Genomic DNA, 19,073 nt, shown 5'->3' with positions numbered 1-19,073 from the left:
TAGGTATCACGCGCTAAGACGAATGTTATCCCGCGCTGAAGTGATGCCAGTGCCTTAACTAATTCCCACGGGTAGTTCCAGTCCCCATCCTATTTCGTTGTTTATTAACTGAAACTGAATGCTGACCAGCAGTATGTTCAAACTGCAAGAGTGCTTGATAAATGGAAATTCACAGCAAATAGCAATTTTTGGTGAAAATAAAGCAACGCTAGCATAGGCAAATGGCACTCTTTTTGCGACAATCTATCGAAATACTAACTATTACAGGTTGTTGTGCTTTTAAACATTGTTATTTTTCTGGTTGGGCTGATTGTCTTGAGTTGGAGTGCGGACCGTTTTGTGTACGGTGCTTCCGCACTAGCAAAAAACATCGGTATCTCTCCTATGATGATCGGATTAACGATTGTCGCTATGGGCTCTTCGGCACCTGAAATTGTGGTTTCCGCTATTGCCTCTGCAAATGGCAATATGAACACAGCCGTGGGTAATGCCCTTGGTTCAAATATAACTAATATCGCGCTGGTGTTGGGTGTAACCGCCTTAGTGAAACCACTGCTTGTTTCGTCTACAACGCTTAAACGTGAACTTCCTGCGCTTCTCATTATCTCATTAATCGCAATCGGCTTTATGTTCGATGGCGAGCTGAAGTCTTACGAAGGGATAATTTTACTGGGCCTTTTCATTTTTGTTTTGGCAATGATGGCTTGGTTATCGCTACAAGTAGATAAAGAAGACCCGTTGGTAGCTGAGACCGCAGATGAAATCCCTAAAGGCGTTTCTAATACCTCAGCGCTTATTTGGATTGGTGTTGGCCTTGTCGTATTGCCTTTAAGTGCCCACTTTCTTGTAAACTCAGCCGTTGAAATTGCCAGATACATGGGCATTTCTGATTTGGTTATTGGGTTGACGATTATCGCGTTTGGCACAAGCCTTCCGGAATTAGCAGCAAGTGTCGCAGGTGTGCTTAAAGGTGAAGATGATTTAGCACTTGGTAATATTATCGGCTCTAATATTTTCAACTTGCTAGCCGTACTTGGTATGCCAGGTTTAATTGCCCCAGGTCTGCTAGACCCTGACGTTTATAATCGAGACATGTACGTTATGCTCGGTTTAACCTTGCTGTTGTTCTTGTTCAGCTTTGATTTAATTGGAAAGCGTACAATATCAAGAACCAATGGATTTATACTTCTGGCTTGCTTTATCGGCTACCAATATTGGCTGTTCGGATAATCATGAATACACAAACTCAGATGCACTATATCGAATCGGCAAAGCGCGTTATCGACATTGAAACGCAGGCTATTGCTAACCTTGCTGAGCGCTTAAATGGTGACTTTATCACTGCATGCAACATTCTCTTCAACTGTAAGGGAAAAGTGGTTGTAAGCGGTATGGGAAAATCTGGACATATCGGTAATAAAATTGCGGCTACGCTAGCCAGTACAGGTACTCCAGCGTTCTTCATGCATCCCGGTGAAGCCAACCATGGCGATTTGGGCATGCTAAGCAAAGGAGATGTGCTATTAGCCATTTCCAATTCTGGTGAAACCAATGAGTTAGTTAACTTGCTGCCCGTGGTTAAGCGCTTAGGTATTCTGGTAGTGGCGATGACCAATAGTGCTGATAGCTCGCTAGGCCAACACGCAGATGTAGTGCTGGATATTAGTGTAGAAAAAGAAGCGTGTTCATTGGGTCTGGCGCCCACATCAAGCACAACGGCCACACTGGTTATGGGTGATGCCCTAGCGGTAGCCCTACTTGACCAAAAGGGTTTCACTTCAGACGACTTTGCGCTGTCGCACCCCGGCGGTAGCTTAGGTAGAAAGCTGCTGCTTAAAGTGAGTGATATCATGCTAAGTGGCAGTGATATCCCACTAGTAAATTTAAATGCAACTGTTGCTGATGCACTTTTAGAAATTTCCAAAAAGGGCCTAGGCATGACTGGTGTTATCGCACCCGATGGTTCGTTAACAGGCGTGTTTACTGATGGTGATTTACGCCGAATACTTGATGCCCGTATAGATGTGCATAGCGCGACAGTAGAAGATGTAATGACCAAAGGCGGCAAAACAACCACAGCAGAGCAGCTAGCTGTAGAAGCCCTAAACCTAATGGAAACCCATAAGATAAGCGCACTAATGGTTACCGATGAAAAGCGCAACCCTGTCGGAGCCTTCAACATGCACATGCTTTTGAAAGCGGGAGTACTCTAAATGACGACAACTCTATACACCGATTTAGACCAGGCACTTTTTGAGCAGTTGGCAAATATTAAGTTACTGGTTTGTGACGTGGATGGCGTATTTTCAGACGGTCGCATTTACTTGGGCAACGACGGTGAAGAACTTAAAGCTTTTCACACCCGAGACGGATATGGCGTGAAAGCCTTGGTAAGTAATGGTGTTAACGTCGCCGTGATAACAGGGCGTCGCTCAGCAATTGTAGAAAACAGAATGAAGGCGCTAAACGTAGCACATATTATTCAGGGTGAAGAAAACAAAGCTGACGCCCTCGGCGAATTAATGAAAAGCCTAGGGTTGAACTCAAGCGAAGTTGCCGCCGTAGGAGACGATATGCCCGATACAGGTATGTATCAGCACGTAGCGGTAAAAATTGCGGTTGCCGATGCTCACCCTTTTGTTGCAAAGCAAGCGAACTGGATCACCACACTTCCGGGTGGATTTGGCGCAGTTCGAGAAATATCGGACACCATTTTGCAAGCTAAAGGCGTTGCAAATGATATTTTCGGAGCTAGTGTATGAGCCAGTTTGGCTTCAATCGCTTAGGTTTAAGTATATCGGCGCTATTTATCTTAGCTATGCTTATGTACATCCCAACGTGGATGGAAGAGCAGCCTGAAACTCAAGGTAGTAGCGAAAATGATGCGCTCAAGCCTGCCTACAAGGCAAAAAACTTAACAACAACCTTGTACAACCAAGACGGTGAGTTAAATCACAAAGTCTTTGCAGAGTCGATGGAGCATTACGACCAATTAGGCTTTGTTTTATTCCAGCAACCTAAATATACCCTTTATACAGAAAGCGCTTCATCACCCTGGGTTGTAACTGCGCAGGAAGGAACGCTTTATAACAATGAATTAATTCAGCTTGAAGATAGCGTTGTTATTGAAAATCAAACCAGCGATGATTTTGTCAAAAGTTTATCCACGGAATACATCCAGATAAATTTAGACACGAAACAAATGACATCTGATCAACCCGTTGAGATACTGGGTACGCAATATCTTATTTTAAGCAATGGGTTTAACGCGAATTTACGCACACAAGAATACGAGCTTTTAGATCATGTACAAACGACTTATTCCCCTAGCAACTAGCGTTCTACTTGCCATCGCTAGCGGTGCGGTAATAGCCAGTGAAGAAGATTTTTCACAACCCATTAAGATAGGGTCAAACACCCAGTTTATTGATGGTAAAAACAAAACCGCGCTGTACAAGGAAGATGTACTTATTACCCAAGGTTCACTCCTAATCGAAGCTGATGAAGTAGAAGTAATAGCTACAGATGGCAGCGGCCGTGAAATATTTATCGCCCGTGGCAACCCTGCAAGCTATTCTCAATCACTAGAAGACGGTACACCGGTATCAGCGAAAGCCAATGAAATTCGCTATGAAGTAATTAATCGCACTATTTCTTTGGCGGGTAATGCTGAGCTACAGCAAGATACCAGTAAAGTGCAAGGTGATAAGATTACGTTCGATATGATTACTGAACAATTGCTTGCAACGGGTGGTGCCGGTGAAGATGGTGAAGGTCGTGTTACCACAGTATTTACTCCTGACACCATTCGTAAAACATCGTCTAAGAAAGACAACGAGGACAATGAATAGCAATGGCAACTTTGAGCGCTAAAAACCTTGCTAAATCGTATAAATCGCGACAGGTTGTTCGCGATGTAAGCCTTTCAGTGTCTACCGGTCAAATTGTTGGTCTTCTCGGCCCTAACGGCGCTGGTAAGACCACCACTTTTTACATGATTGTAGGCTTAGTCAACTTAGACAAAGGCAAGATCGAAATTGATGATAATGAGCTTACTCACCAGCCAATGCATGAGCGCGCACGCCGCGGTATAGGCTACCTCCCGCAAGAGGCATCAATATTTAGAAAGCTTACGGTACATGAAAATATCATGGCCATTTTGCAAACCCGTAAAGATTTAAATTCACAGCAGCAAGAAGAAGAAGCAGACGCCCTACTTGATGAATTTAATATCAACCATATACGTAATAGTACGGGGATGAGTTTGTCAGGGGGAGAACGGCGTCGCGTAGAGATTGCTCGAGCTCTGGCAGCAAAACCACAATTTATTTTGTTAGACGAACCATTTGCCGGTGTTGATCCAATATCAGTTAATGATATAAAGAAGATAATACAGCATCTGCGAGATAGGGGTATTGGTATCCTTATCACGGACCATAACGTACGCGAAACATTGGATGTTTGCGAAAAAGCGTACATTGTGAGTCATGGCGAGCTTATTGCGCAAGGAACTGCGGAACAGGTTTTAAGTAATCAAAAAGTAAGGGACGTATACCTAGGCGAACAATTCAGGCTATAGTTAGTGTAACCTAATTGTCATTTTTCAGTTTCGCTCTGGTATATTTAATTTAGAGCATTTAAATAAGACGTAGATGAAACCATCTTTACAGCTAAAATTTAGCCAACAACTTACCATGACACCTCAGCTTCAGCAGGCAATTAAACTGCTGCAGCTTTCTACGCTTGATCTCCAGCAAGAGATACAAGAAGCCCTCGATTCTAATCCGCTTTTAGAAGTGGAAGAAAGTAACGACGAGCCACAAGTAGAAAAGAACAATGTCGATAGTGACGATAGCGCTGCTGAAGCGACCGCTTCTGCATCGAGCGATACGCTAGAAGCGGGAGATGCACTGGAGAAGAATGATCTTCCCGATGAGCTACCTATCGACAGTACCTGGGATGAGTATTATTCGGCTTCTTCCGCGCCTGCACCTGGCCCATCTAATGATGATGAACAAATCTTCCAAGGTGAGACCACAGAAGACATCCAAGAACATCTTCTTTGGCAAATGCGCCTCACTCATTTTTCAGATACTGACCGCGCTATCGCTACAGCAATCATCGACTCAATTGACGAATCAGGTTATTTAACCGTTACTCTTGACGACATCTTAGAAGCGGTCAACGACGATGATCTAGAAGAGCCTATCGAAATGGACGAAATAGAGTGTGTACTTAAGCGCATTCAAATGTTCGACCCCATTGGTTCAGGTTCTCGTACACCTCAAGAGTGTCTTATGGTGCAATTACGCCAGTTTTCAGAAGACACACCGTGGCTTGCTGAAGCGAAGCAGCTTATTGAGGAATATTCAGACTTACTGAGCAGTAAAGACTACCGCACGCTAATGCGTAAGAGCCGATTGAAAGAAGAGCAGCTGCGCGAAGCAATGCGTTTACTTCAAACCTTGAATCCTCGCCCAGGTAGTGCTTTAGTTACTAAAGAGCCTGAGTACGTTATTCCTGATGTCTCAGTAACCAAGAAAAATGGCCGTTGGGTGGTTGAACTGAACCCCGACAGTCTGCCTAAATTAAGCGTAAACCAACAGTACGCAGCGATGAGTCGTCGTGCCAAGAACAGCAGCGATTCACAATTCATCCGCTCACACATGCAAGAGGCCAAGTGGTTCATAAAGAGCCTTGAATCTCGCAACGATACCTTAATGAAGGTTGCAAATTGCATTGTGCAGCAGCAAATGGGCTTTTTTGAGCACGGCCCGGAAATGATGAAACCAATGGTGCTAAATGATGTCGCAGAAATGGTAGATATGCACGAATCGACTATTTCGCGTGTAACAACGCAGAAGTATATGCATACGCCCCGTGGCATCTTCGAATTGAAGTATTTCTTCTCAAGCCACGTAGCAACAGAGTCAGGTGGTGAGTGTTCATCTACAGCGATTCGTGCATTGATCAAGAAGTTAGTGGCTGCGGAAAATCCTAGCAAGCCGCTAAGTGATAGCAAGATTGCTTCATTGTTGGCCGAGCAAGGCATAAAAGTCGCTCGGCGAACAATAGCAAAATACCGGGAATCATTGTCGATCCCGCCGTCGAACCAACGCAAAAGCCTTATTTAAACGGGCTTAATAATATAAGGAAGACGAAATATGCAAATCAACCTTACTGGTCATCATGTCGAAATCACCGACTCTTTGCGTAATTATGTCGATACGAAGTTCAGCAAACTTGAACGTCACTTTGATCACATTTCTAATGTGCATGTCATCCTGAACGTTGAAAAATTAAATCAAAAAGCTGAAGCGACTGTTCATTTAAGTGGCGCTGAAGTATTCGCATCCTCAGAAAATACCGACATGTATGCGGCGATTGACAGCATGGTTGATAAACTCGACCGGCAGGTAATCAAGCATAAGGAAAAACTGAAAAAACATTAGTAGTTAATTGAGCATGGATATACAAGCCATCGTAAGTCTGGACCGCACCGAGTGTGCGGTTCAGTGTAATAGTAAAAAGCGAATTCTTGAGATCATCGCTGATATCGCTGCCAAGCATAACGATAACATCGACCAGGCAACGGTTCTAAATAGCTTGATGGCTCGAGAACGTATGGGTAGCACGGGTATTGGTAACGGGATAGCACTGCCTCACGGTCGCTTGGCCGGCCTTGAGAAGGTAATAGCAATCGTTGTAACAAGTACACCAGCTATCAACTTTGATGCCCTAGACGAAAAGCCCGTAGACATATTCTTTGCTCTTCTCGTTCCCGAAGAGCAAACCGAAGGACACCTTCAGACACTGGCTACCGTAGCCGGTAAGCTAAGCGACAAAGAAACGATTAAAACAATACGTCGTGCAACAACCAGCGACGAAATTATTTCTGCATTAAGTTAAACAATAAGTGCCTACACCTCATAGGTAGGCGCTTTATTCGACAACTCGTATGTGATGAAACCAGAATATAAGGGAGAATTTAGGTGAAGCTGATCATAATCAGTGGTCGTTCGGGGTCTGGTAAGTCTGTCGCACTTCGCGCATTGGAAGACTTAGGTTACTACTGTGTTGATAATATCCCAGTAAATTTGCTTCCCACCCTCACCCATACTGTTGTTGATGAATACGATCAAGTTGCAGTAAGTATCGACGTAAGGAATCTTCCCAAAAATCCAGATGACTTGGTAGAGATTCTAGATTACCTGCCTTCTTCTTGGTCGATGACTATAGTGTACATTGACGCAAGCGATGACGTTCTGGTTAAGCGTTTTAGCGAAACTCGCCGTCTTCACCCTTTAGCTAAGCTAAATAAGTCTCTATCGGAGGCTATTAGGGCGGAGTCTGCGCTTCTTGCGCCAATTACTGAACGCGCTGATTTATACCTAGATACAGACAAGCTAACAATACATCAACTCGCCGAATTGATCCGTGAACGTATATTGGGTAAGAAAAGTTCACGCCTTGTTCTTGTCTTTGAGTCATTTGGCTTTAAACACGGCATACCTAAAGATGCTGACTACGTTTTTGACGCGCGTTTTTTACCTAACCCGCATTGGGAGCCAGACCTTAAACACTTAACTGGGTTAGATGCCCCCGTGGAAGTATTTTTAGGCTCACAACCCGTAGTAACCAAATTTATTTGGCAGATTCAAAACTTGATGACCACATGGCTTCCCCATTTAGAACGCAACAATAGAAGCTATGTGACTGTGGCTATCGGTTGCACTGGCGGCCAACACCGCTCAGTCTATATTGCCCAAACCTTGTCGAAAACGTTCAGCGAAATACACCCTGATGTTCAAATTCGTCACAGAGAGTTGAACCAGTAATGACTATTCAAAAAACGCTTACAATCGTCAATAAACTAGGCTTACACGCCAGAGCAGCCACGCAATTGGTTAAGCTTGCTAATCAGTTTCATGCCAAAATCATTTTGAAAAAAGGCGATAAAGAAGCCGATGCAAGCAGCGTCTTAGGCTTGATGATGCTGGAAAGTCACCAAGGTGAACAGGTAGATGTTATTGTCGATGGTGATGACGCGGTCGATGCACTTGCTGCAATTGAGGAGCTAATTGAAGGCAGATTTAACGAAGACGAATAGTCTCAACCCGAATATCTCTTGACGAATTAATCAACAGCTAGCTTAGTAATTCCAAATTCTTGCGTAAAAGCCACGCAATTATCATGACAGACTTAATATAATTGCGATATTCTACGCACACTTAGGCTACACAGCCTTTATTTTCCATATCAGCTTAGTAGGAATAACGCCTTATGGCAGAAGCGCTTGTTTCTAAATACGTACAAACCCAATTACGCGCACTTAACGCAGCGTTGATAAACGGTCAATTTGTATCTGTACGTAAGCTTCTGCTTGAACTTCCCCCTTCAGACGTTGCGCATATTCTCGAATCTAGCCCTAGCAGGACCCGTGATGAGTTGTGGGAGCTAATTGATAGCGACTTTCACGGTGATATTTTAGAAGAACTCTCTGATGATGTTCGAAACGGTATTATCACAAAGATGCTCCCCGCCAATGTGGTTGATGCACTTGAAGAAATGGATACCGATGACTTGGCAGAAACGCTGAGTAGCCTTCCTGAACCTGTGCTGGCAGACATTCTCGATTCAATGGATGCACAAGACCGCGTACGTGCAGAGCAGGCGCTGTCTTACGGTGAGGAAACCGCTGGTTTCATCATGAACACCGATACCATTACCTTGCGTCCTGATGTAACCATTGATGTGGTTCTTCGCTACATTCGCTTAAAAGGTGAGTTACCGGAAAATACAGACACTTTCTATGTGGTCAATAGAACCGACAATCTGGTCGGTATCATCCCTGTTGCCCGTCTTCTCACCGCGGATACCGACGACAAGGTGTCTGATGTTATGGACGAAGAGTCGGAGGCCATTCCGGTAAACATGCCCGACGATGAAGTGGCAAGCCTGTTTGAGCGTTATAACTGGCTTTCAGCGCCGGTAGTTGATGAAAATCATCGCTTAGTTGGGCGAATTACCATTGATGACGTGGTTGATATCATTCGTGAAGACGCCGAACACTCAATGATGAGTATGGCGGGTCTTGATGATGATGAAGATACCTTTGCACCGGTTATGCAAAGTACTAAACGCCGCTCCGTCTGGCTGGCAGTAAATTTAGTGACTGCGCTAATGGCAGCAATGGTAAGTGACTTATTTGAAGCCACGCTAAGCCAGCTTGCCGTATTAGCTATATTAAATACTATCGTACCGAGCATGGGCGGCGTGGCTGGTAACCAGACACTAACCCTTGTTATTCGGGGTATGGCGCTCGGTCATGTAAATGCCAGTAACTCGCGTTGGCTTATCAGTAAAGAAATCTCGATTGGCTTTTTAAATGGGGCAATTTGGGCAGTGCTTATTGCCTCTGTTATCGCACTTTGGAAGCAAGATTACATGCTGGGCGTTATTATCGCCTTTGCGATGATGGTAAACATGATTGCGGCAGCGCTTGCCGGCGCAACTTTACCCATGATCATGAAGCGCCTTAAAATAGACCCAGCGCTTGCTGGAAGCGTTATTCTAACTACGATAACAGATGTAGTTGGTATCTTTGCCTTTTTAGGTACGGCAACGCTGTTTTTAATTTAAGCCTAAAAAATAATCATCCTTAATTAGGATCTAGCGATTTTTGATATTATGCGCTCAGGCAATTAACGAATTGGCTGTATACCCATTAATATTCAGTTTGTATCCGACACCCCATACGGTTTGTACTAGCTGTCCGCCATTTTCAATACTGTTAACCTTATCGAGTTTACTGCGTAGACGATTAATATGGGTGTTTACCGTATGTTCGTACCCTTCGTGATTATAGCCCCACACCTCGCTAAGTAGTTGGTTGCGAGAAAAAACCTGATTGGGATGACGACAGAAATAATTCAACAAGGTAAATTCTCGTGCTGTTAGTGTCAGCAATTGCCCATTAATCGTCACGCTGTGATAACGCAAGTCGACGCTAAGCGGGCCTATCTCGATACGCTCGTCACTACCACCGGAAGCTCTCGTGTTTTCATGGTTAGGCATACTTCTACGCATATGAGAGCGAATACGTGCCGAAAACATGCGTTCGTCAAACGTACCAGTAAGGTAGTCATCAACACCCGCTTCATAATAATTTGCTTCATCTACCTCCGAGCAGGCCGTATTTGCTGTCGACATCTCACTTTCGACAGCCACTACCCAGCTTTCGGAGTTAGCGTCTACGAGAGTTTTAATACGCTGCAGGCACATCTCGTTTCGTACCGATTCAACGATTATAAGTGAATAATGTTGTGCTTTTAGCAAGGATTCTGCTGATTGAAAATTAGAGACTGCGTCATAAAGAAAACTATGCTTGCTCAAACATTGCGATATGTTTTGTTGAAACTTATTCCCGCTGTAGATGATAAGGATCATAACTCGCTCCTAATTCGCCGATAAAAAACAAGACCCGACCCTCCGTGTTTTTATTTCACATTAATAACAATTTTTTTGATTGATAAATAAGCACTAAAAATTTCTAACAATAGTGTTATTCATCGATACAAATCTGTGCGTTTTTTGTGATAGTTCTGTGATGAATTAAAAATTTTACTGCCCTAAATTTTTATGCGAATTAAGCCATAAACAAGGACAATAAGATGAAATTCACTAAACTTGCTAGCGCTACCCTACTGTCGCTAGCAACAATTTCAGTAAGCCAAGCCGTTACCTTAGATGTTGAAATTACTAATTTAACCCAAGCGCAAAGCTTTACGCCGCGCCTAGTTATTGCGCACGATGACACCGTTGACGCTTTTGAAGTGGGCCAGCCAGCTTCATCGGCGTTAGCCTGGCTTGCTGAAGCGGGGGTTATTGATGATGAGCAAAACGCTGATTCAAGCGGCGCTAACTTTGAGGCGTTATTGGGTCCTGTCGATACAGACAATGGCTCAAACACATGGCATCGTTTTGGCGGTCTTCTAGCCCCGAAAGCAACATTAAGTTATCCCTTCGACACAATGGACAAGCCTTATCTTTCACTGCTATCTATGCTGATACCGACCAATGATGCCTTTGTAGGTATGGACAGTATTGAAATCCCTACTGAACCTGGCACCTATACGTATTATTTAAATGCTTACGATGCCGGTACTGAGTTAAACGATGAGCTAAATAGTGCTCGTACTGACGTTGTTGAAGCTGGGACAGGAAATGCGCTTGGTGGATATGGTGTTCCTGGTGTTGCCGGTGGCGGTGCACCTACTCGTATCGTTGATTTAGGTACAGGTGGCACTGGTGTGGGGGCACAGGTAGTTAATGGTGAAATAGAAGATGGTGAAGATGGCCCAGTGCACATTCACCGCAATGCGCTTGGCGATACTGATAGCGCCGCTGGTGCCAGTGATCTGGACTCTACCGTACACCGTTGGTTGAACCCAGTAGCACGTGTAGTTATTACTGTTCCTGCATCTTAAGGAGCCATTACAATGACTAATCCAATAGTAAAACTCAGTACGTTATTAATGCTATCAGCTCTTTTAGCGGCGTGCGGCGACGATGGTGATACAGGACCTCAAGGGCCAACGGGTCCTCAAGGTGAAGCTGGAGTCGACGGTCAAGATGGTGCCGATGGCGCAGACGGCCAAGACGGTTCCGACGGACAAGATGGTATAAACGGTAATTCAGCGGTTTACACGGTTCAAATTACTAATTTGACGTATTCCCAGCCCTTTGCACCTGCCGCAGTCATATTGCACGAGTCGGGCTTCCATTCATTTAGTGAGGGCGAGCCAGCCAGCATGGGCATTGAAATTATGGCTGAGGGCGGTGACCCGTCTATGGTCATTACTGAAGCCATGGACTCCACGGACTTTTTGGATGCGCAAAACTCTGGGGGAATACTGGGCCCACGCTCAATGGGTACAGAATTAACCTTAGTCGTACCTGAGTTAGATGCGGATGACCTGCGCCTTACAGTAACGACCATGTTGGTTAATACCAACGATGCGTTTACTGGCTTAAATGCAGCTAACGTAAGTAACATGGCAGTGGGTGATGCGAAAACATTCATGACAGTGACTTGGGACGCAGGTACAGAGGCCAACACAGAAACAGCAGCAACTATGCCTGGCCCCGCCGCAGGAGCAGCAGGTGGTGGTGGAGAAGCCGCAGGTTATGATGTAGTAAGGGACGACCTTGCCGATGCAGTAAGGCTTCATCAAGGTGTGGTAACCAGTGCAAACGCGAATGACCCAAGCCGTGAAGGGTTGTCAACGTCTGTACTAACTGAAGCCCATCGCTTCGATTTCCCGACAAGTCGTGTTGTGATAACGCGAACTCGTTAATAGATCGATAGCGAATCAGCCGCTTTAGCGCCCTATTACCTATGAGTAATGGGGTGTTTTCGTTTTTAATTAGGCACGATTTTTGTATTTTTTGTAAATAGACACTTAATTGCGAGGTAACAAATACTAGCTTCGAATTGAGAGTAAAGCATTAGGTGAGGCGAGTGTGAAGATAATAGCTGGCTCTGCTTAAGCGAATAGCTTTGCAAAGCCAGACTACGTCAATACACTGAAAGTTTTTAAATAGCGGCCATGAAAATGGCCCAGTTAGCTACTTAAGTAGCTATTTAATAACCTTTAGGCTCGGCTTGCCTTTTTTAGGCGGAACCGGCGCATCTTGAATGTCGCCTGAGTCAGCATCTTCTAGCGGCGTTGGTCCGCTCGGTTGAGACACATCTTCAGATGTTTCGGTACGCTCTTGCTGCGCACGAGCCACATCTTCTTCGGTGGCAAATACAGTACCTGCACCGTTTTCCCTTGCGTATATAGCCATCACAGCTTCACAAGGCATACTCAATCTTCTGGGCTGCCCAGAAAAACGCGCTTGAAACGATAAGCCATCTAAATCAAGGGAAAAGTTAACACACGCACTTGGTGATACATTCAAGACGATTTGACCATCTTTAACGAACTCTTGTGGTACTTCTACCAGTTCGTTGGTTGCATCGACCACAATATACGGCGTTAAGTCGTTATCAACAATCCACTCATAGAACGCCCTAAGCAAATAGGGCTGGTTTGACGTCATAGATGTCATAGCGGGTTGTGGATCTCACGCTCTTGGTCAGTCAAAGACGCTTTAAATGAACTGCGAGAGAAAATGCGATTCATGTAAGCGTTAATTTCTTTGCTGCCGGCACCGTTTAGTTCAATACCTAGTGCAGGTAAACGCCATAATAGCGGAGCAAGGTAGCAATCAACTAAGCTGAACTCTTCGCTCATAAAGTAAGGCATCTCACCAAATACAGGTGCAAGTGATAGCAAGGCTTCACGCAGCTCATTACGTGCTGCTTCTACGTCACCTTCACCACGGAAGATACGAGCAGCAAGCGAGTACCAATCTTGCTCAATGCGGTGCATCATAAGACGGCTTTGGCCACGTGATACAGGGTAAACCGGCATTAGTGGTGGATGAGGGAAACGCTCATCAAGGTATTCCATAATGATGTGCGACTTGTAAAGTACAAGCTCGCGATCAACTAGAGTTGGAACAGTACCGTAAGGGTTAAGCTCCAACAGATCTTCAGACAGGTTGCTAGGATCTGTGTAGCTGATTTCAACACCCACACCTTTTTCTGCCAACACAATGCGCACCTGGTGGCTATAAATATCAATTGTGTCAGAGAACAACGTCATAATAGAGCGTTTATTCGCGGCTACGGCCATTCAATTTCCTCCGTCGAGAAACAAGTTTACGCTTACAAACGGTAAGCTTATTACGATAACTCGTGCTACCTGAACACTCTATACAAAAGGGTTTTCAGGTAGCACGAGTAAATACCAAAAAAGGGGGCGAGAAGCCCCCTTTTCATATTATACATAAATCTGTGCGATTAGTGCACTTCTCGCCAGTATTCTTTCTTCAGTAAGTAAACAAATACAAACAATACTGCGATAAAGATAAGTACCCACTTACCGATTTTGTGAGATTCAAGTTTAGAAGGCTCACCCGTGTACTCTAGGAAGTTCACGATATCGGCAACAGCTTGGTCGTACTCGTCAGGAGACATTGCGCCAGTACCATCTGACTTAATGCCTACATAACGCTTAACCATCTCACCATCAACCATTTGCTCTTCATAAGTACGCGTTGGCGTGCCTTGAAGTGGTTGAAGTACGTGTGGCATACCCACTTCTGGGAATACTGTGTTGTTAACACCAAACGGGCGGCTCTCATCTACATAGAAAGAACGCAAGTAAGTGTAAATCCAGTCTTCACCACGAACACGCGCCACTAGAGTTAGATCTGGTGGAGCAGCACCAAACCAGCCAGCAGCAGCTTCTTCAGGCATTGCACGAGTGATATAGTCAGACACTTTTTCACCCGTAAACTGCAGGTATTCTTGACCTAGTTCGTCAGGAATACCCAAATCTTGGAATGAACGCTGATAGCGCTGGTACTTCATTGAGTGACAGCCTAAGCAGTAGTTCATGAACAATTGTGCACCGCGTTGTAAAGACGCCTTATCGGTTAAATCGATAGGCGCTTTATCTAGGTGTACGTTCCCGCCTGCCGCAAGCGCTACGCCAGGTAGGAAGAAGGCTAAAAAGCACATCATTTTTTTCATTTAGAAATCCTCTCTGGCACAGGTTTAGTGTTTTCGTTTTTGCTGTACAAGAACAATGCAATGAAGAAACCGAAGTACATTACTGTAGCAACTTGCGACGCAATGATTTTCCAGTTTTCTTGTGGCGTACCACCTAGGTAACCCAGGAAGATAAACACAATTGCAAACACAATAAGGTTTACTTTGTGTAGGCCACAACGATAGCGCCATGACTTAACGCGACCACGGTCTAACCAAGGTAGAGCGAATAGCGCAGCAATTGCACCGAACATAGCTAGTACACCAAACAACTTATCAGGTACCGCTTTCAAAATTGCGTAGAACGGCGTGAAGTACCACACAGGGAAGATGTGCTCAGGTGTTTTCAACGGGTTAGCAATTTCAAAGTTAGGGTGCTCTAGGAATTTACCGCCCATTTCAGGGGCAAAGAACAGCACATAAGTAAATAGCGCTAAGAAAATACAGAATGCCACAAGGTCTTTAAGTACGATGTGTGGGAAGAACGGCAATACGTCATCAGCAATGTCGTACTTGCTTGTGTAGTATTCATGAATTTCATATTTAGTCTTTTCAGACTCTGGCAGTGAACCTTTCTTGTGCTTGATAGCAATACCATCAGGGTTGTTAGAACCCACTTCGTGAAGCGCGATAATGTGAAGGAACACAAGAATAACGATAACCAATGGCAACGCAATAACGTGTAATGCGAAGAAACGGTTTAGAGTTGCCCCAGAGATAACGTAGTCACCCTGTAGCCAGATTACCAAGTCAGGACCTACAACAGGGATAGCACCAAATAGCGATACGATTACCTGTGCACCCCAGTAAGACATCTGTCCCCAAGGTAGTACATAACCCATGAAAGCTTCTGCCATAAGTGCTAGGTAAATAAACATACCAAACACCCATAAAAGCTCACGAGGCTTCTGATAAGAGCCGTAAATCATGCCGCGGAACATGTGTAGATATACCACAATAAAGAACGCCGATGCGCCAGTACTGTGCATGTAACGAATGATCCAACCGTAGTCGATCTCACGCATGATGTATTCAACAGAAGCAAATGCACCTTCTGAAGATGGAACGAAATTCATGGTCAACCAAATACCAGTAACAATTTGGTTTACCAAAACGATAGTAGCTAGAAAACCGAACACATACCAAAAGTTCATGTTCTTTGGAGCAGGATATTGAAGAGCGTGCATATTCGCAACGCGCATCATTGGGATGCGTTCTTCAATCCAACCTAGGAAAGCATTCATAATAATTAAGCCTCCGCTTCTGAACCGATGATGATGTTATTGTCATCAACGAATTGATATGGCGGTACAACTAGGTTTAATGGTGCCGGTACGTTTTGGAATACACGTCCTGCCATATCAAACTTAGAACCGTGGCATGGGCAGAAGAAACCATCTGGCACACCCTCAACCACTTCTTCGAAAGCGCCGTCTTTAAGGTGCTGTGGAGAGCAACCTAGGTGCGTACAGATACCCACTAGAATCAGGTATTCTTCTTTCATCGAACGGAAACGATTTTGAGCAAAAGTAGGTTGCTGCTCAGCTTCAGAGTTAGGATCTTTCAGCTTATCTTCGTGTGTGCCTAGTTCTTCAAGAATCTCAGGCGTACGACGTACAATCCATACAGGCTTGCTTCGCCACATTACACGTACTAATTGTCCAGGCTCAATCCCGCTGATATCTACTTCAACGTCAGCACCGGCTGCTTTCGCTTTGGCGCTTGGATTCCAGGACGCAATAAAAGGCACAGCAGCACCAACGACACCTACACCACCAACTACCGACGTGGCAACGGTCAAAAACCGACGACGAGTGTTGTTTTCTGGCTGGTTTTCATTGTGTGCAGACTCTGTTGCATCTACAGATACATTGCTCATCCACATTTCTCCAGGTTTGGATAGTTATGATGTGTAACCCAAGCTTATACTGGTTTTATCACGCTTGCGTCATGCATCATATGGCTTGTCATGACAGCAACGTAACAGCAAAAATTTACTGGTTTACGAGGTCACGAAAGTTTTCAAAATTTTCGACCGCAAATGATAAAAGAAAAGCCCTTATAAACACAAGGTTTTACTGATATTTAAGCGATAATTTAATTCAATTAGTGTGTTTAGGTTTAGTGAGAGAAAAGCCTAAAATCAAGGTTTTGAAGAATATTTGGCGATATAGCACGCACAAATTAAACCTTTGTTATGAAATAAACGGCAAGATAGGCTTCAGCCCACTTTAGAAATCGACGCTCTATAATGGATTTTAAGCAATAAAAAACCCGGCATAAGCCGGGTTTTTGCAATACAAAAAACGTAAAAATTAACGCTTTGAGAATTGTGGACGCTTACGCGCTTTGTGTAGACCAACTTTCTTACGTTCAACGCGACGTGCATCACGAGTAACGAAGCCAGCTTTACGAAGTGCTGGACGTAGTGCTTCATCATACTCCATAAGAGCACGAGTAAGACCGTGACGGATTGCACCCGCTTGACCGTTAGAACCACCACCTTTAACAGTGATGTATACGTCAAACTTTTCAGTCATTTCAACAAGTTCAAGTGGCTGACGAACAACCATGCACTCTGTTTCACGACCAAAGTACTCGTCAAGAGCGCGTTGGTTTACTTTAATGCTACCTGTGCCTGGACGTAGGAACACACGAGCAGTAGAACTTTTGCGGCGGCCTGTGCCGTAGTATTGAGTATCTGCCATGTTAATAGCTCCTTAAATGTCCAAAACTTGTGGTTGCTGTGCTGCGTGAGAGTGTTCTGCACCAGCGTAAACTTTCATTTTACGGAACATTGCGCGGCCTAGAGGGCCTTTTGGCAACATGCCTTTAACTGCTTTTTCAAGAACCATTTCTGGCTTGTGAGCAATTAGTTTTTCAAAGTTTGTCTCTTTAAGACCACCTGGGTAACCAGAGTGCGCATAGTACATTTTGTCTTGCGCTTTACGGCCTGTAACCGCAACTTTTTCAGCATTGATTACGATGATGTAATCACCAGTGTCCACGTGAGGTGTGTACTCTGGCTTATGCTTACCACGAAGGCGTAGTGCGATTTCAGAAGCCAAACGGCCTAGAGTTTTGTCTGTGGCGTCTACCACATACCAGTCACGTTGTACCGTTTCTGGCTTAGCAACAAAAGTTTTCATTTTCAAATTCACCCGAATAATATCGTCGTTACTGATTTCTGAACACCAGAAATCACCTTAAAATCAACACAAAGACCCCTTCGAGCCGGCTGATTCTTCCACCTTCCCAAAGGTGGGCGTAACTGGGCAGGGCGCGAATTATACAGGAATTGAAGGAAATGCGAACCCCTAACAACAAAAAACATGGATAAAATTCCATCATCAGCCGATGACACAGAAACTGAGTTAATGTACTGTACGTCCGTTGCATTCAATTCTTCTAATAACTCTAATGAAAAGACCCCACTTTGTAGCTTCAGTTTTTATGCTGCTCACACTAACAAACCTATCGATCAGTTATTCCCTCCCCTCTAGAAAACGGGACAAGCAAACCGATATTGTTAACAATGGGTTGAACCAACTTCAGTATTAAATGCAGCCTTTCTTCACCTTTAGTGGCCACGCACTAATGGCCATATTATTTATCTAATTAAACTCTTTTATCTGGTATTTTCATGACAATAAAAAAACGACTTTCCTCACTTGTTATCGCAGGATTAGTATCAGCGGCACTTATCACTCCGGTAGCGGCGTCAGCCGACGAACTGCTTAAGCTTCAACAACAGTGGGCAACAGTGAATTATCAACTAGATGGCGACGCGCAACTTAGCGCCTTTTCAGAACTTATCGAACAAGCTACAAAACTCGTAGAACAATCGGAAAATAGCCCAGAATCGCTTACTTGGCTGGCTATTTCTCAATCCAGCACAGCCAGTGCCAAAGGGGGTTTAGGCGCCTTACACTTTGCTGAAAGTGCGAAGGAAAATTTGGAACGCGCCATTGATAAAGAAGAATCAGTGCTAGACGGAACGGCATTAACCGTATTAGCCGCGCTTTATCACAAAGTGCCGGGCTGGCCTGTGAGCTTTGGTAGTGACAAAAAAGCTGAAAAGCTATTTAAGCGTGCACTGGAAATCAATCCTCAAGGGATGGACCAAAACTTCTTTTATGCCGAGTATCTGTTCGACGAAGGAGAATATGAAAAGGCTCAGGCATTTTTAAGTCGTGCCCAAAACGCGCCTGAAAAAGCCAACCGCCCTCTAGCAGATAAAAAACGCCGAGAAGAGATTGCTGTACTTCAAGCAAAATTGACTCAAAAAGCATAGCATCATCAGCAGTATGCGGCGCAGTCTCTCGTCGCTAGTGAGTTCGAAATAAGCAATGTCCTCTGTTTTTTTGCGTGTAGAAAGGTGAATTTACTGCCTTTCTACATAAAAAGC

23 protein-coding genes are annotated in these 19,073 nt (G+C 44.4%); 15 read left to right on the top strand and 8 right to left on the bottom strand.

Going from position 1 to position 19,073, the window contains the following annotated elements:
• Nucleotides 1–273: 273 nt before the first annotated feature.
• The 12 genes from ACXAGK_RS01930 (at nt 274) to mgtE (ending at nt 9,642) form a co-directional block, all read left to right on the top strand.
• On the top strand, nt 274–1,230 hold the full coding sequence (locus tag ACXAGK_RS01930; protein ID WP_118490202.1) for a calcium/sodium antiporter: 957 nt from the start codon (nt 274–276) through the stop codon (nt 1,228–1,230).
• Between the two features lie 2 nt (nt 1,231–1,232).
• Nucleotides 1,233–2,213 (top strand): KpsF/GutQ family sugar-phosphate isomerase, encoded by a 981-nt coding sequence (locus ACXAGK_RS01925; protein ID WP_474808586.1) that lies wholly within the window; start codon nt 1,233–1,235, stop codon nt 2,211–2,213.
• Nucleotides 2,214–2,762 carry a 3-deoxy-manno-octulosonate-8-phosphatase KdsC gene (gene kdsC, locus ACXAGK_RS01920; protein ID WP_474853732.1) on the top strand — a complete coding sequence of 183 codons (549 nt, stop codon included), beginning with the start codon at nt 2,214–2,216 and terminating at the stop codon, nt 2,760–2,762.
• Entirely contained in the window at nt 2,759–3,337 is a 579-nt protein-coding gene (gene lptC / locus ACXAGK_RS01915; protein WP_474827690.1) for an LPS export ABC transporter periplasmic protein LptC, read from the top strand. Before kdsC ends, lptC begins: the two co-directional genes overlap by 4 nt.
• Entirely contained in the window at nt 3,306–3,851 is a 546-nt protein-coding gene (gene lptA, locus ACXAGK_RS01910) for a lipopolysaccharide transport periplasmic protein LptA (protein ID WP_474853730.1), read from the top strand. Before lptC ends, lptA begins: the two co-directional genes overlap by 32 nt.
• Before the next feature lie 2 nt (nt 3,852–3,853).
• Nucleotides 3,854–4,579: an LPS export ABC transporter ATP-binding protein gene (lptB, locus tag ACXAGK_RS01905; RefSeq protein WP_118490207.1), complete on the top strand. Its 726-nt coding sequence runs from the start codon at nt 3,854–3,856 to the stop codon at nt 4,577–4,579.
• Between the two features lie 73 nt (nt 4,580–4,652).
• On the top strand, nt 4,653–6,134 hold the full coding sequence (locus tag ACXAGK_RS01900; RefSeq protein WP_474853728.1) for an RNA polymerase factor sigma-54: 1,482 nt from the start codon (nt 4,653–4,655) through the stop codon (nt 6,132–6,134).
• A gap of 30 nt (nt 6,135–6,164) precedes the next feature.
• Complete coding sequence (gene hpf, locus ACXAGK_RS01895; protein ID WP_012517338.1) at nt 6,165–6,452, top strand: ribosome hibernation promoting factor; 288 nt, start codon at nt 6,165–6,167, stop codon at nt 6,450–6,452.
• A 13-nt stretch (nt 6,453–6,465) separates the two neighbouring features.
• The gene (ptsN, locus tag ACXAGK_RS01890; RefSeq protein ID WP_474808596.1) at nt 6,466–6,909 is read left to right on the top strand and encodes a PTS IIA-like nitrogen regulatory protein PtsN; all 444 of its coding nucleotides are present in this window, start codon (nt 6,466–6,468) and stop codon (nt 6,907–6,909) included.
• Between the two features lie 83 nt (nt 6,910–6,992).
• Nucleotides 6,993–7,838: an RNase adapter RapZ gene (gene rapZ, locus ACXAGK_RS01885; RefSeq protein ID WP_474808598.1), complete on the top strand. Its 846-nt coding sequence runs from the start codon at nt 6,993–6,995 to the stop codon at nt 7,836–7,838.
• Nucleotides 7,838–8,110 (top strand): HPr family phosphocarrier protein, encoded by a 273-nt coding sequence (locus ACXAGK_RS01880; RefSeq protein WP_474808600.1) that lies wholly within the window; start codon nt 7,838–7,840, stop codon nt 8,108–8,110. Before rapZ ends, ACXAGK_RS01880 begins: the two co-directional genes overlap by 1 nt.
• Nucleotides 8,111–8,283: 173 nt before the next feature.
• On the top strand, nt 8,284–9,642 hold the full coding sequence (gene mgtE / locus ACXAGK_RS01875; protein ID WP_474808602.1) for a magnesium transporter: 1,359 nt from the start codon (nt 8,284–8,286) through the stop codon (nt 9,640–9,642).
• Nucleotides 9,643–9,696: 54 nt separating this feature from the next.
• Here the strand turns inward: mgtE and ACXAGK_RS01870 are convergent, their stop codons facing one another.
• On the bottom strand, nt 9,697–10,449 hold the full coding sequence (locus ACXAGK_RS01870) for a response regulator transcription factor (protein WP_474853726.1): 753 nt from the start codon (nt 10,447–10,449) through the stop codon (nt 9,697–9,699).
• Nucleotides 10,450–10,673: 224 nt separating this feature from the next.
• Here ACXAGK_RS01870 and ACXAGK_RS01865 point away from each other — a divergent pair, with 224 nt between their 5' ends.
• Both ACXAGK_RS01865 and ACXAGK_RS01860 read left to right on the top strand, forming a co-directional pair.
• Nucleotides 10,674–11,489 (top strand): spondin domain-containing protein, encoded by an 816-nt coding sequence (locus tag ACXAGK_RS01865; protein ID WP_474853724.1) that lies wholly within the window; start codon nt 10,674–10,676, stop codon nt 11,487–11,489.
• Between the two features lie 12 nt (nt 11,490–11,501).
• Nucleotides 11,502–12,359 carry a spondin domain-containing protein gene (locus tag ACXAGK_RS01860; RefSeq protein ID WP_474853722.1) on the top strand — a complete coding sequence of 286 codons (858 nt, stop codon included), beginning with the start codon at nt 11,502–11,504 and terminating at the stop codon, nt 12,357–12,359.
• A gap of 283 nt (nt 12,360–12,642) precedes the next feature.
• Here ACXAGK_RS01860 and ACXAGK_RS01855 read toward each other — a convergent pair whose 3' ends face one another.
• The 7 genes from ACXAGK_RS01855 to rplM form a co-directional block, all read right to left on the bottom strand.
• Nucleotides 12,643–13,116 carry a ClpXP protease specificity-enhancing factor gene (locus ACXAGK_RS01855; protein WP_474808610.1) on the bottom strand — a complete coding sequence of 158 codons (474 nt, stop codon included), beginning with the start codon at nt 13,114–13,116 and terminating at the stop codon, nt 12,643–12,645.
• Nucleotides 13,113–13,745 carry a stringent starvation protein SspA gene (gene sspA / locus ACXAGK_RS01850; RefSeq protein ID WP_012517332.1) on the bottom strand — a complete coding sequence of 211 codons (633 nt, stop codon included), beginning with the start codon at nt 13,743–13,745 and terminating at the stop codon, nt 13,113–13,115. Before sspA ends, ACXAGK_RS01855 begins: the two co-directional genes overlap by 4 nt.
• A 167-nt stretch (nt 13,746–13,912) precedes the next feature.
• The gene (locus ACXAGK_RS01845) at nt 13,913–14,647 is read right to left on the bottom strand and encodes a cytochrome c1 (protein WP_014948333.1); all 735 of its coding nucleotides are present in this window, start codon (nt 14,645–14,647) and stop codon (nt 13,913–13,915) included.
• Nucleotides 14,644–15,909, bottom strand: coding sequence for a cytochrome b (locus ACXAGK_RS01840; protein ID WP_110288466.1), 1,266 nt, complete (start codon nt 15,907–15,909; stop codon nt 14,644–14,646). The genes ACXAGK_RS01845 and ACXAGK_RS01840 overlap by 4 nt, the downstream gene beginning before the upstream one ends.
• 5 nt (nt 15,910–15,914) lie before the next feature.
• Nucleotides 15,915–16,544 carry a ubiquinol-cytochrome c reductase iron-sulfur subunit gene (gene petA / locus ACXAGK_RS01835; protein ID WP_118490220.1) on the bottom strand — a complete coding sequence of 210 codons (630 nt, stop codon included), beginning with the start codon at nt 16,542–16,544 and terminating at the stop codon, nt 15,915–15,917.
• Nucleotides 16,545–16,980: 436 nt separating this feature from the next.
• Nucleotides 16,981–17,373, bottom strand: coding sequence for a 30S ribosomal protein S9 (gene rpsI / locus ACXAGK_RS01830; protein ID WP_014948330.1), 393 nt, complete (start codon nt 17,371–17,373; stop codon nt 16,981–16,983).
• Nucleotides 17,374–17,385: 12 nt separating this feature from the next.
• A complete protein-coding gene (rplM, locus tag ACXAGK_RS01825) occupies nt 17,386–17,814 on the bottom strand; it encodes a 50S ribosomal protein L13 (RefSeq protein WP_012517329.1) in 429 nt (142 codons plus the stop codon).
• 494 nt (nt 17,815–18,308) lie between these two features.
• Here rplM and ACXAGK_RS01820 point away from each other — a divergent pair, with 494 nt between their 5' ends.
• Complete coding sequence (locus tag ACXAGK_RS01820; RefSeq protein ID WP_474853720.1) at nt 18,309–18,959, top strand: tetratricopeptide repeat protein; 651 nt, start codon at nt 18,309–18,311, stop codon at nt 18,957–18,959.
• Nucleotides 18,960–19,073 lie beyond the last annotated feature (114 nt).

This window comes from Alteromonas sp. ABM1_013 (assembly GCF_056160505.1).
This window is presented reverse-complemented; position numbering and strand designations above follow the sequence as displayed.